Below are 13,629 nucleotides of genomic sequence, written 5' to 3'. Positions count from 1 at the left end.
CAGCAATAAAATAAGCCAACAAGAATACATGGCTCTTGTAGCTTTGTGGAGATAAAGGGCCGGACAGCGAAACAATTGACCTTCTCCATCTGTCAGGCTCGCGACCGACCATCATACGCAAAAGCCTGAGCACCTTATGTTTTGTTGGCTGACGCTTTAGAGCGCATACTTTTCCATTTCACCGATAAGCTGCTGCGCACTGCCTTTCCATGTGAGCCAAGGCATTTCTCCAGATTGCGGATGTTGCTGCTGCTCGTACAGGCTCAGCCACTCCGTCAGACTGTCAGCGACATCCTGAGCACTCGCGCCGGTGAAGTACCAGGCAAACTCACCTGCCACCTCGCGGAACACAGGCAAATCTCTTGCAATAATCGGTAGCTTGTATTGCGCGGCTTCGATCAGCGGCAAACCAAAGCCTTCACCATATGAAGCGGCGATAAGGCAGTCGGTATGGTTGTAGAGATGCTCAAGATACTCATCACTTACACCGTCCAGCCAAAGCAGTTGCTTACCCAGCTGTTCATGACTCATCAACCTTGCCGCCAGATCATCTACCAGCCAGCCATGCTTGCCAACGATGATAAGGTTTGCCTTGATACCTGCGGCCCAGAGAAGCTCAAACGCATCCAGAGTCTGCGCATGCCCTTTGCGCGGCTCCAGTGTGCCTACCATCAGGAAATGCGGGGACGGCTCAAGCGATTCAATGCGAAGCGCCGGATTTTCCGGGAAACCTGTGGAAGGCATCGACTGATCAATGTCTGCACCAAGATGAAAGGCGCCGATGCGAAATGGACGAGTACGCGGGGGCGCATTGTGCTCCAGCCATTCGCGCAACTCGTCTGCGACGGCGTGGGAAATACACATCGCGCCGTCGTACTGGGCGACTGCGTGAATCCATTTGACATAATGCGCTTGCAGACTGTCCACAAAACAGTGTGGCAGTTGAAGAATCAGCAGATCGTAGACGACGAAGAAGATGTTTACGCCGTGAGCGCGCATCGTATCCAGATAAGTCTGCTTGTGAGGCAGCACGTCCATCAGCAAATCCAGGCACAGGTACGCATCACCTGCCCGGTAGCTGATCGTTTCGTCTTCTTCTGCTTCGCTGGCCTCTTTACCCAGAAACAATGTCGTGAACTGAGCCGCATAGCGGTAGAACGGTTCACCGGCCTTGGTGTAGACAGGTTTGATGACGTAGCCTTCTGGCGGGCAATTCAACCACTCAGCCAGGATACTGCGTACAACTCGCTGGATACCGCTTTTGCCGTCGTGCTTGCACAGTTCGGAGATATCAACAAACAACGTTGGTTTATCAGCCGGGCCCTGCAATGAAAAATCAATGGCTTTGGCAAGACGCGGTATGTCCAGCTCACCGGAGTTCAGATGTCCTGTTGCAGCCAATGCGTCGACCAGAGCCAATGCACTGTCTTTCTCTGAAGAAACTCTATCCACTGGACGTTTGAACGTCGCCAGAGACTGTTCAAATGCTTTAACGGAAGCAATGCCGGTGCGGTCCCATGAGAACTGCTCCGCGCGCTGCAAACCGTGCTTGGCCAAAGCGGTGCGAAACGAATCATCTGTCAGTACGACACGTATTTTGTCGGCAATCGCACTGACGTCGAACGGATCGAATGTTGCGTCTTCCCAACCGATGACTTCCGGCACGCTGGACGTATTGGCACCTATTACTGGAGCGCCGCACTTCATCGCCTCAAGCGGCGGAAGGCCGAAGCCTTCATGCCACGAAGCAAACACGTACAGCTGGCAGGAGCTGTACAACGCAACCAGCTCTGCATCCGTGATATAGCCAGTAAGCACTAGGTCGGTTCGGCTCAGGCCAAGCTCCTGGGCGAGCGCCAGGTAAGCATTGACATGAAACTCGGGCATCTTGCCGGCAAAAACCAGTTGAATATCGTCCTGCTCCGCTTTGACTTCGGCAAAAGCCCTGATCAATTGAGGTAGGTTCTTGCGATCATCAGCGCCGCCCGAATACAGCACGAACTTTTCTCGCAAGCCGAACTTTTTCTCAAGCGCAATACGCTCGTCGATACTCATTACGACCGGACGGAAAATATCGTCGGCGGCCGTAGAGACATTTACGACACGGGCTTTGTCCAACGGCAACAGCGACAATGCTTCTTCTCGAGCGAACTCGGAAATGGACAGCAGCAGACCGTAGTGTTTGAAGTCTTCCACCTTGTTCAGGTAGTGCTTTTTGTAAGCGGGGTTGCCATCCAGATATTGCTTGGGGCTGACCAAGGGGATCAGGTCATACAGTGTCGAACTAACCAGCGCTCTGTTGTCCAGCAGCGGGCTGCCGATGACCGCATCATCGCCATAACCCTCAACGGCGCTGGTCACATGCACTACGTCAGGCTCAAGGTCACTGATACAGGCTTGACGAATCTGCTGCGCCACTTCTCTTCTGGCATTGTTGGCTGGATCGTGGCTACCCACTGGTCCTTGGGCATACCACACCCGGATATGGCTTTGAGGAAGCAGTCCTGCGAAGGCGGCTCGAATATTTTCGATACTCTCGTCCAGCATGCCGTTGAGCACCAGATAAACTTCGTGGTCCCCACGGTTACGCACTATCCCCAACGCCAGAGAAAGACTGTAACGGCCAATGCCGCGGAATCGGCTTTCGGTTTGTGCGCCCTGCATGTCAATTACGATACGCATTATTTCTGGCCCTTCATGATGGCTTCCCTGAGGGCATTCTCGATCGTGCGGCCTCGCTGGGTCAGTGGTGCGTGATCAATCACGCCGTGCTGTAGATCACTGGCAACTGTTTCAGGCGCAGGGTTCAGAGTGGCCTGGTGCATGTTGCTCAGCTTGGAATGCAGCCATGGGTTGCATTTCAGGATCGCCAGAACCGGGCGTTCGATAAGGGGTCTGCGCGCAAGCCATAGGCGGGCGTGGGGCACACTGCGACGTAGTACCTGGCTGAAGGTCGACCGACTGGTACGGAATGGCCAATAGATAACACGGGCGGCGAAGCGCAATGGAGCAGTGATGCGCCAGGACGTGCTGCGGTGTATCGCTGTCAGTTGTTGCTCGTAAGCCGTAGCGCGAAGCCACCAATGGTGCGCATTGCCCAACGATGCGTTGAGTTGAGCATTAATATCGTCCAGGTGCGCCTGCGCATGTGCCTGGGCCTGTGCTTGCTCGACCTGCCCTTGGGTCAATGTGTGCTGCGTCAAATGCTCAAGCCGGATCTGGAGTTGCTCGATGACTGAAAATGCTTCATCAAGACGGGTTTCGGCCCCCTTCAGATTGCCGAGCGTGTTTTCCTGCAGCAATTGCACGGTGTGAAAACGCGACTCGGCCAGATCAGCGCGCAGACTCACTTCACTTAGTTGAGTCGTCATTTGAGCTAGCTGAATAGTCATTTGTGCGTAATTGTTATCGCTGCGCCCCCCAAGCTCATGAATAACAATTTCCAGCTGCTGGCTGTGCTGCTCTAGCTGCTCGAGCTTATTCAGCTCATTAAGCACCTGCTCATCATAACGCTTGGCAAGCGTGTCCAGTGCCAGGCCATAGTCGGTAGCAAAAGCGGCATCAAATTTTTCGAGATGATCATCTGCCGCTGCTTTTTGAGCGACTATCGCATAATCCGGGCTGGCACCGCCCAAGACATCCATTAAGCCAACCGACCCGCCGCCTGCCAATGCCGCAGGCTCATGCAAACGCATAAGTGTTGATCGACCGAACCCTGAAAATTCGATTAGAAAATCCAGTAGCAAGTGCGGGATAGGGCGTTCATGGGTAGGGTCAAGATAAAAATTCTGGGTGCCCACTACCACATTTTCTGCATTAGGCGTTTCCAGAATCAGCAATCCAGCGGGTTTCAGCACACGCAGCGCTTCGGCGACCAGCACCTTCAAATCATCGAAAGGGATATGTTCGGCAATATGAAAGCCTGACACGAGCGCCTGGCTTTCGTCTGGTAATTTTCTTAACGCACTCAGCGCGTCATCCAGCTCTACAGGTAGCCCCAGCTCGATACAAGCGTCCAGCATACCTTTGTCGAGATCAACGCCCAACGGTTTCAGGCCAACCTGAATCAATATCTCCAGCCATTCCCCACGGCCGCATCCAAGATCAAGAGCTCCGCAAGCCGGATAGAGCTGTTGGAGTGGTTTGATAAAGGGAAAATAAGCTTTCTGACGCTCGCGGATCAGTTCGCGTGAGCCACGGTGCCGATCTTCAAAAGCACGATAGAACGGAATGCTCATCGGCTGCACTCCACGACAGGTGGCAACCAGGCCATTCCGACAAACTCACTTTGTGAAATATTGACGACGTTGAACACGAGCGTTAAATCCACCCATTCATAGTTACGTGATAGATGACTGTCGGTTGTATGCAGTGCCACGGCAACCGAATACGAACCGGGCCCAAGATTAGCGGTGAAACTGAACGAGTAGTCCAGCGACTCACCCGCCTGTAAATCACTGACCTTGCAGCCCATGTGATGGGTATTGGTGCCATATACCGGCTGACCCAGGCGATCCTTGATCAGATAACCCACAACCAGCTCGGGTATTGCGCTATTTACCTGAGCGTTGATACGCAAGGAAACAGTCTCGCCAACGGAGACATATTCAATACGTTCGCCCGCAGCATTATGTAACGTGACAAGACCTATTGTGGCCTCGCCGCTGCCCGAACGGGTTTGCACCCCCCCCTCTTCCAGCTCTCGTGTCTGAACAGTGGAGTTCTCTTTTTCAGCGATCAGGGCATTGTAGAAGTCCATGACTTCTTCAGGCTTGCCGTCTTTTATGACGGTGCCTTTTTCAAGCAGGATAGCCCGATTGCACAAGGCCTGAATCGAGCCGCGGTCGTGCGAAACGATGAGCAGCGTCGTGCCCTGCTGCTGAAACTCGCGAATGCGATCAAAGCTTTTATGCTGGAAGTAGCTGTCGCCGACCGACAGAGCTTCGTCGACAATCAGGATTTCGGGCCTGATAGCAGTGGCTACAGCAAACGCCACACGCATTTGCATGCCGCTGGAGTAGGTGCGCACCGGCTCGTCGAAGTAGGTACCGATTTCGGCAAACGCTTCAATTTCCTTTATGACTTCATCAATACGGTCAGCATTGAAGCCCATCAGGCCCGCAGCGTGATACACGTTCTGACGACCGGTGAGGTCAGGGGTAAAGCCCATGCCCAGCTCAAGAATTGCAGCGATACGGCCATTGACCTGCACATTGCCTTCGGTTGGCTGCAATGTACCGGTAATCATTTTCAGCAGTGTTGATTTGCCTGCACCGTTTTGCCCGACAATACCGATGGCCTCACCGGCATGAATCGAGAAATTGACGTGTTTGAGGACCCAGTGTTCTTCCTTGGGTTTGGTGCTGATTCCGAACCAGCGACCAATACGCTGAAACTCGGAGGCGTAAACACGATAGGCCTTGCCCAGGTTCTTGACAGTCAACAGACTCATAGTACGTCCACCATTTCCGGTGCTGCACGGCGAAACATGAACAGCCCCAACAGCATCAGGCCAACGGCAACCGCAGCGGTTACAGCCATGCTTTGCAGATCAGGCGCTCGCGCGTAAACCAGAACATCGTGATAAGCACTGACGATCGGGAACATGGGATTGATGCCCATGACGCTTTTGAATTGCTCGGGAATGATGTTGAGCGGGTACACGATAGGGGTGAACCAGAACCAGACCTGCAAGAGAATCGGGATCACCTGGCCAACATCGCGCACAAATACGTTCAGGACGCCAAGGATCAGACCCAGGCCGACAGCCAAAGCAGTCACCACCAGAGTCAGCGGGATCAGCCAGAGCATCTGCCAGTGCGGCCATTGCCCCAGTGCAGCAAAGACCAGCAGTATCGCAGCGAACAGCAGGACATAATTGAGCAGGCATGAACCCGCGACAATCACCGGCAATGTGATGCGTGGAAAGCGCATCTTCTTCATCAAGTTGCCCTGGTCTATGAACAGCGTCAGGCAACGACCGATGATTTCCGAAAAATAGCTCCAGGCCAGCATACCGGCCATCAGGTAGACCGCGTACGCGTATTTGTTATCGATGCCGGGCAGTTTGGCAGCCAATACGTTGGACAGCACCAGCGCGTAGATCGCAACCTGTGCCAGCGGGTTGATGATCATCCACAGTCCGCCAAGGCGGCTACGGGAGAATCGTGCGGAAAACTCATTACGTATGGATGAAAAGACGAATCCCCGGTAACCCCAAAGGCTTCTGAACAGCTCCAACATTGATGACTCCTGAAAAGGGTGAAGTCGTGCTTACCCTGAGTGTTCCTGTTTCGTGCAGTTGACATGCAAGGTCCCGACGACAGTGCGCGGGGCGATGGTTTTACCTGACCACGAAACACAAAAAACAGAAAAAGGTTTCTGGGGGCGCACTATATCGCCTTCGCTGAAATAGTCACCGTTTAGTCTATAAATCGGCACCTTGCAGACGAATTATTCATGAACCCCGTCGCCCGAAAATGATGAAATCCATCTGGAAATCAGCCAATTGGAGAACACCCGCGCATCCACACCGTTATGAGTGGCGACGAATGGTCAGGGCAGGATAATTCCCTTTGGCCACGTTAATAATTACGGCAGGCGGTCGATACCAGAGGGTTGCGGTGTTCAAATTGGCATAATATCTGCCAGACAACCGGGTGCGGCAGTCGTCTACACGCTTGCTAACCTGTATCATCAGCCGCCTCGAATACAGCACAAGCCCCCCGTGAACAAGCTGGGGCACCCGATCTTTGATGGAGTTAAAAAATCTAGCATGAAAGCAATCATTACCGGCATTACTGGTCAAGACGGCGCTTACCTGGCTGAGCTGCTGCTCGAAAAAGGCTATACCGTTTACGGCACCTACCGCCGTACCAGCTCCGTCAATTTCTGGCGTATAGAAGAGCTCGGGATTCAGAACAACCCTAATCTGCATCTCGTCGAGTATGACCTGACTGACCTGTCTGCCAGCATTCGCTTGCTGCAAACCACTGGCGCTACTGAGGTCTACAACCTCGCGGCACAAAGCTTCGTGGGTGTGTCGTTCGAACAGCCGTTGACCACTGCCGAAATCACCGGCATTGGGGCGGTCAACCTGCTGGAAGCCATCCGTATCGTCAACACGAAGATCCGCTTCTATCAGGCCTCGACTTCCGAGATGTTCGGCAAGGTCCAGGAAATCCCGCAAGTAGAGAGCACTCCATTTTACCCACGCAGTCCGTATGGCGTCGCCAAGCTCTACGCTCACTGGATGACCATCAACTACCGCGAGTCGTACGACATCTTCGCCACCAGCGGCATCCTCTTCAACCACGAGTCACCACTTCGTGGCCGTGAGTTCGTTACCCGCAAGATCACCGATTCGGTTGCCAAGATCAAACTGGGCCTGATCGAGTCGTTCGAACTCGGCAACATGGACGCCAAGCGCGACTGGGGTTTTGCCAAGGAGTACGTCGAAGGTATGTGGCGCATGCTGCAGGCTGACGAGCCGGATACCTTTGTACTGGCGACCAACCGCACTGAAACCGTACGTGACTTCGTCAGCATGGCGTTCAAGGCCACTGGCGTGACCATCAAGTGGGAAGGCGAAGCCGAGTCGGAAAAAGGTATTTGTGAAGCGACTGGCAAAGTGCTGGTTTCGGTCAATCCGAAGTTCTACCGCCCTACCGAGGTGGAACTGCTGATCGGTAACCCTGCGAAAGCCAAGGACGTTCTGGGCTGGGAGCCCAAGACCAACCTGGAAGAACTGTGCCGCATGATGGTTGAAGCGGATCTGCGTCGAAATGAAAAAGGCTTTTCGTTCTGATGAGTATTGCCGGCAAGCGCGCCCTGATCACCGGAATCAACGGCTTCACGGGCCGCTTCATGGCGGCCGAGCTTGCCGCCCAGGGCTGTGAAGTCCTGGGTGTCGGCAGCCAGCCTTCCGACAGCCCTGGCTACTATCAAGTGGATCTGGCAGACGTGGCCGGTCTTCGCACGCTGCTGGCAGACACTCAGCCGGATATCGTTGTGCACCTTGCGGCGCTGGCATTCGTCGGGCATGGCGCAGCGGACGCGTTCTATCAGGTCAACCTGATAGGCACCCGCAACCTGCTTGAGGCCATTGATGCCTGCGGCAAGGTGCCTGACTGCGTGTTGCTGGCGAGCAGCGCCAATGTCTATGGCAATGCTTCATCCGGCATGCTGGATGAAACAACTCAGCCTGCGCCGGCCAATGACTACGCCGTGAGCAAACTGGCGATGGAATATATGGCCAGCCTTTGGCATGCCAAACTGCCCATCGTCATTGCCAGGCCGTTCAATTACACCGGCGTCGGGCAGGCAGAAAACTTTCTGCTGCCCAAGATCGTTTCGCACTTCACACGCAAGGCCAGCACTATCGAGCTGGGCAACCTTGATGTGTGGCGTGACTTCAGCGATGTGCGTGCGGTTGTCAGTGCCTACCGTGGCCTGCTGGAAGCCTGCCCGGTGGGACAGACGATCAACGTCAGTTCCGGTGTGACGCACTCGCTACGTGAGGTGATCGACATGTGCAGAGAGATCACTGGTCAGGATATAGACGTTCAGGTAAACCCTGCGTTTGTCCGGGCCAACGAGGTCAAAACCCTGTGTGGTAACAACGCTCGCCTGCGAGCGCTGGTCCACGACTGGGAGACCCCGCCGCTTCGCGAAACCCTTGGCTGGATGTTGCGTGCCGATTGAATCGTTGGCAGTTACAAAATAAGGCCTGTCTACCCGGTAGACAGGCCTTTCCTTTTTAAACACCCTTAAAGCCCGTGGTGAAAGACTCAGCACGCATGGCTGAATCAGGCAGACGATGATCAAGGTTCTTCACTTCTTCAAAACCTACTACCCGGACACGACAGGCGGGATAGAACAGGTCATTTTCCAGCTCGCACAAGGCTGCCGGGCTTTCGATGTGGAAAGTCAGGTGCTGACGCTAAGTCCGTCTCCCTCCCCCGCTCGCCTCCAGGTCGGCGACCATCAGGTCACGCGGGTGAAGGAGAACTTCAATCTGGCGTCTACCGGCTTTTCCGCCAGGGTCTTCAGTCAATTTAGGGAAATGGCCGCAGAGGCTGATCTGGTTCACTTTCATTTTCCGTGGCCATTGATGGATCTTGTGCATTTCGCCACTGGTCATGGCAGACCGACGGTGCTCAGTTATCACTCGGACATTATCAAGCAGCGCACATTGCTGAAGCTGTACGGCCCGCTGATGAACCAGTTTCTCAAGCGCATGGACCGCATTCTGGTGGCCTCGCCCAATTACTTGCGGACCAGCGAAACCCTGAAGCCTTTCGCTGACAAGACGGTGGTCGTTCCTTACGGGCTTGATCAGTCGGCGTATCCGCTGGTCCCGAGTCAGAAGCGAGTAGAATGGCAGCAGCGTGTGCCCGCCAGGTTCTTCCTGTTCGTCGGTGTGCTGCGTTATTACAAAGGCCTCCATACCTTGCTCAGTGCTCTGGAGGGCGTTGATTACCCGGTGGTTATTCTGGGTGGCGGGCCTCAGGAGGCAGAGCTCAAAGCGCAGGCCGAGAAGCTGCAGCTACGCAATGTGCTGTTTCTCGGCCGACTGGATGATGAAGACAAGGCGTGCCTGCTACAGATGTGTTACGCGCTGGTCTTCCCTTCCCACTTGCGCTCGGAAGCGTTCGGTATCTCGCTGCTTGAAGCGTCGATGTACGGCAAGCCGATGATCTCCTGCGAGATTGGCACGGGCACTACCTACGTGAACATTGACGAAGAAACCGGCCTGGCAGTACCACCAGAAAATCCGCTGGCCTTGAGCGAAGCGATGCGTCGCCTGTGGGAAGCCCCGGACGAAGCTTCAGGTTTCGGGGAAAACGCTTTTGCACGGTTCCAGCAGCTGTTCACTGCCGAGCGAATGTGCGCGTCAACCGTGCAGGTTTATCAAGACCTGCTGAAGTGAATGCCTCTCGCGCCATTCTATGAAAAGCCCCATCAATGGGGCTTTTCATTGATAGCGCGATGCATCACCCCAACCGGAACCGCGCTGTATTGTCATTCAACGCCCGACTGCCCTGGCTCAGGGTATCCGCCGCCTGATTGACCGCTCGCGCACCTTCGAGCAAACGCCCGGCTGCCTGATCGACCTGCTGGATGTTGCTGCTGACCTCGTCGGCGGTCGAGGCCTGCTCCTCCACCGCCGTCGATATTTGCGCCAGCGTATCGGCAACGCCCTGCACTGCCGTGGCGATTTCACCCAGACGAACACCCAGGCCGGTTACCGACTGCGCATCGTTGACGGCTTGCCCACAGGCGGCTTCCATCAGGTTCACCGCCTGAGTCACGGTGGAGCGCAAGCTGTCGACCGTCCCGGCGATCTGAGCGGTCGAGGCCTGCGTACGTTGCGACAGGCTGCGCACTTCATCAGCAACCACCGCGAACCCGCGCCCTTGCTCACCTGCCCGCGCCGCTTCGATCGCTGCGTTGAGCGCCAGCAGGTTGGTCTGCTCAGCGATACCGCGAATGGCGTCCACCACCGATTGAATCTGTTGCCCCTGCTCGCTGACCCGGCCCAGGGCAGCGGCGGTTTCGGTCAGGCGCTGATTGAGCTGCTGGATGCTGTCGGTGGTGCGCTGGCTGTCCTGGCTGCTTTGCTCGGCGATACGCCGGGTATGCCTTGCGCTTTCAGATGCCTGCTCACAGCTTCTGGCCACACCTTGAGAAGTAGCGGCCAGCTCGGTTGCTGCCGCAGCGATCTGGCTGATCTGCTGTTGCTGGTCTTCGACCTCGGTCAGCGTCCCGCTGGACTGGGCATTCAGCGTCAACACTGCATCGCCGACGCGTACGGTCTCCTGATTGACGCCCAGCAGGCTGGTACGCAGCTGCACAACCGCGACATTGAGCGCCCTGCTGATAGCGGCAAGCTCGTCACGCCCCTGCACAGCCACTTCGACACACAGATTGCCGTCACGCATGGATTCAGCCAGCGTGGTAATGCCGCTGGCGCTGTTACGAATCGAGGATTGCAGGCAGGCGAACAGATAGATAGCCATGATCACCAGAACACCGAAGATCACCGCCATCGGGATGAACTCCATATTGGAGGTTTCATGGTAGTAATCGAGGCGACCATTGAGCGCATCAAGCGACTGCCTGCGCAGATCCGCCGTACTGCCGGTCAGGGTGTCGATGCTTTTTTCAAACTCTTCCGGCTTGAGCTTGATGCTGCCGCCAAAAACCCCGTCATCAATGACCTTCAGTTCGGTTTCCAGCACTTGCTTGACCGCAGCGTACTTGTCGGCCCAAGGCTGCAACTGCTCGGGGAGTTTGGATAACAGCAGGCTAGCAGCCTTCTGCATCTGATCCTTGGAGTCATCGATACGACCGCGCAGATCGCGCATCTGCAAGCGGCTCTGCAGGCTGAACTGACCCGACGCCACCGACGTCTGGCCCACACTCGACAGGCGGCCGATACGCTCGATCAGATCCGGTACTTGCTGGGTGGAAAGCTGCATGAGCATGTAGGTTTCAAGCCACGGGTCGAGAATCAACCCGCTGTCCATTGCGATTTGCTCGCGCAGCGCCTGAACCAGGTTCAGCACCGTCGTGAAGCGCTCGTAACCATCGGGCCACCAGCCCACCGTACGCAATGACGCAGTGTCCAGACCGGTGACTGCCGCCTGAAGCGCCTTGAAACGGTTCATCGTGTCGGCAGGCGCGTTTTCCCGCTTCAATGCGGCATCAACGCCCTCCAGGGCTTTGGTGATACGCGGGATGCCTGCATCGACGTTGGCCATCGCAGCCTTCGCAGCCGGGGTCGGCTCGCGCAGAATGTCGGCAGCTTTCCAGCGTGCGGCATGGTCGCGCTGGGCAGCCAGTTCAATGTTCAGATCATCAAGCGCCAGCAACTGACGCACGCCCGATTGCTCTCCGGAAATGACATCGAGCTTGTTGCTGTACTCCTTGGTGATGACCCATGCGCTGCCCGCCAGCGGCAACATGAACAGCAGGAACAAGACCTGAAACTTGCGAGCAAAACCAAAATGTCCCATCAGGCGCATGCCTGGTGACAGAAGACTGTTCATGTCCTGCGACTCCCCGTGAACACCTGCCGGATCTGAGCAAACAGAGGCGATGCTTTTTTTAAAAAAACGCTAACAGCAAAATGCCATGTTCTTGTTTCAATGGCGATACGTGTCGCCTCACATTGGTACGAAAAGCACGGCCGATGATGGGTTTTCGTACCATATGGCGCAGCAATTGACGTATCACCGACACTGAAGCAAGAACCGGACCGTACACGAGGCTGGAAAGGTTCTTTCAGGGCAGCACAATATTCATCCCGAACAGGGCACTGGAAACGTAAACTTCGGCAAACCGATTGAACCTGTCCTAGCGGTCCCCTCGTCAAGGAGGTCTTGCCATGACCACAACGCCCGCCTCACCGCGTATCGTCGCGCAACCGTCCAGGCCTCAACTGAGCGCCGGTCAGAAGAAATTCAACACGTTGATGGAAAAGCTCGAAGCCAGGCGCAAACTTCTGCAGCAATGGCTCGTTATTTCAACAACATGCGAAAAGCTCTGGGTCGAAGAGCTGGTCCCGATGCTCAGCGAGCAGGCCGAAAACGAAATTACCAAGCTGCGCTTGCTCGACGTGGCCTTCGATCAGTTCCGTCTGAGCAAGAAAGACAGAGCCACGTTACTGGAGATCATCTGTGTCATGACCATGTCGCTCATGGGCGGCGAACACGATGAAGAACTGAAGCAGCTCTACTTCAAATACACCGGCAGCGATTACGACGAGGATGAGCGCCTGCAAAACCAGTTGCTCAAGTCCTCACTGGAAGAAGAGCTAGGCGTGGAACTGGGAGACGATGTCGACCTGAACTCCATAGATGATGTGACCCAGCACATTGAAGAGAAACTGCGCGAGCAGGCCGAACAGGCGCAAAGCACCCAAAAGCCGAAGAAACCCACTGCCAGCGAGATACGCCGTGAACAGGAAGAGGCAGAAGGCAGCCAGTCATTGCGCGAAATCTACCGCAAACTGGCCAGCGCACTGCACCCGGACCGCGAGCAGGATGCCGATGAGCGCGAGCGGAAAACGGCGCTCATGCAACGGGTCAACGAAGCGTACGAAAATGACAACCTGCTGGCGCTGCTGCAGATGCAAATGGAGATCGAGCAGATCGACCAGACGCATATCGATAACATCACCGACAAACGCCTGAAGCACTTCAACCGTATCCTGAGCGAACAACTCAGAGAGCTGGAAGACGAGATCCACGACCGCAAAATGCTGATCAGGGAACAATTCCTGATGGACCCCTATGAGGACATCAGGCCCAAGACGGTCAATGCAAAATGTGCGAAGCAGCTCAAGGCCATACGTGAACACCTCGACGACGCGCAGGATGAACTGGACGCACTGACTGACCCGAAAAGCCTTAAAGCCTGGCTCAGGGATCAGCGCGACATGGCAGAGATGCTGGAGCGGGTAGAAGAATTCGATGATCTGGAGCTGCTGGACACCCTGCTCCGGTAAAAGCCCGAAAAACGTGCCTTGCGCGAGGTCAGCCAGCTAACCGGTTGATCGCACGCAATTATTTTTCACAACAACGCTTGACACATATGCGTTCTCCGCGAATAATGCGCGCCACT

The 13,629-nt window shown here is 55.4% G+C and carries 9 protein-coding genes; 4 read left to right on the top strand and 5 right to left on the bottom strand.

What is annotated here, in order from left to right; genetic code table 11:
* Nucleotides 1–156 precede the first annotated feature (156 nt).
* The 4 genes from KP808_RS04525 to KP808_RS04510 are packed head-to-tail and all read right to left on the bottom strand — an operon-like array spanning nucleotide 157 to nucleotide 6,243.
* A complete protein-coding gene (locus KP808_RS04525) occupies nucleotides 157–2,682 on the bottom strand; it encodes a glycosyltransferase family 4 protein (protein WP_230017525.1) in 2,526 nt (841 codons plus the stop codon).
* The gene (locus tag KP808_RS04520) at nucleotides 2,682–4,238 is read right to left on the bottom strand and encodes a class I SAM-dependent methyltransferase (RefSeq protein ID WP_230017524.1); all 1,557 of its coding nucleotides are present in this window, start codon (nucleotides 4,236–4,238) and stop codon (nucleotides 2,682–2,684) included. Before KP808_RS04520 ends, KP808_RS04525 begins: the two co-directional genes overlap by 1 nt.
* Nucleotides 4,235–5,452: an ABC transporter ATP-binding protein gene (locus tag KP808_RS04515; RefSeq protein ID WP_054071294.1), complete on the bottom strand. Its 1,218-nt coding sequence runs from the start codon at nucleotides 5,450–5,452 to the stop codon at nucleotides 4,235–4,237. Before KP808_RS04515 ends, KP808_RS04520 begins: the two co-directional genes overlap by 4 nt.
* Entirely contained in the window at nucleotides 5,449–6,243 is a 795-nt protein-coding gene (locus tag KP808_RS04510; RefSeq protein WP_004663883.1) for an ABC transporter permease, read from the bottom strand. The genes KP808_RS04515 and KP808_RS04510 overlap by 4 nt, the downstream gene beginning before the upstream one ends.
* A 532-nt stretch (nucleotides 6,244–6,775) precedes the next feature.
* Here KP808_RS04510 and gmd point away from each other — a divergent pair.
* From gmd to KP808_RS04495, 3 genes are all read left to right on the top strand, one after another.
* Nucleotides 6,776–7,807 (top strand): GDP-mannose 4,6-dehydratase, encoded by a 1,032-nt coding sequence (gmd, locus tag KP808_RS04505; RefSeq protein ID WP_122281293.1) that lies wholly within the window; start codon nucleotides 6,776–6,778, stop codon nucleotides 7,805–7,807.
* A complete protein-coding gene (locus tag KP808_RS04500) occupies nucleotides 7,807–8,703 on the top strand; it encodes a GDP-mannose 4,6-dehydratase (protein ID WP_122281292.1) in 897 nt (298 codons plus the stop codon). The genes gmd and KP808_RS04500 overlap by 1 nt, the downstream gene beginning before the upstream one ends.
* A 115-nt stretch (nucleotides 8,704–8,818) precedes the next feature.
* Entirely contained in the window at nucleotides 8,819–9,931 is a 1,113-nt protein-coding gene (locus KP808_RS04495) for a glycosyltransferase family 4 protein (protein WP_122281291.1), read from the top strand.
* Between the two features lie 64 nt (nucleotides 9,932–9,995).
* On the opposite strand, the gene KP808_RS26320 is transcribed toward KP808_RS04495, so the two are convergent.
* Complete coding sequence (locus KP808_RS26320; RefSeq protein WP_456107282.1) at nucleotides 9,996–10,943, bottom strand: methyl-accepting chemotaxis protein; 948 nt, start codon at nucleotides 10,941–10,943, stop codon at nucleotides 9,996–9,998.
* 1,448 nt (nucleotides 10,944–12,391) lie between these two features.
* Here KP808_RS26320 and KP808_RS04485 point away from each other — a divergent pair.
* On the top strand, nucleotides 12,392–13,513 hold the full coding sequence (locus KP808_RS04485; RefSeq protein ID WP_230017522.1) for a J domain-containing protein: 1,122 nt from the start codon (nucleotides 12,392–12,394) through the stop codon (nucleotides 13,511–13,513).
* Nucleotides 13,514–13,629: the final 116 nt, after the last annotated feature.

Origin of the sequence: Pseudomonas savastanoi (genome assembly GCF_020917325.1) — a bacterium.
In the GTDB taxonomy this organism is placed as follows: Bacteria; Pseudomonadota; Gammaproteobacteria; order Pseudomonadales; family Pseudomonadaceae; genus Aquipseudomonas; species Aquipseudomonas amygdali.
Note: the sequence above shows the minus strand (reverse complement) of the source record. Positions and strands in the feature narration are given on the sequence as shown.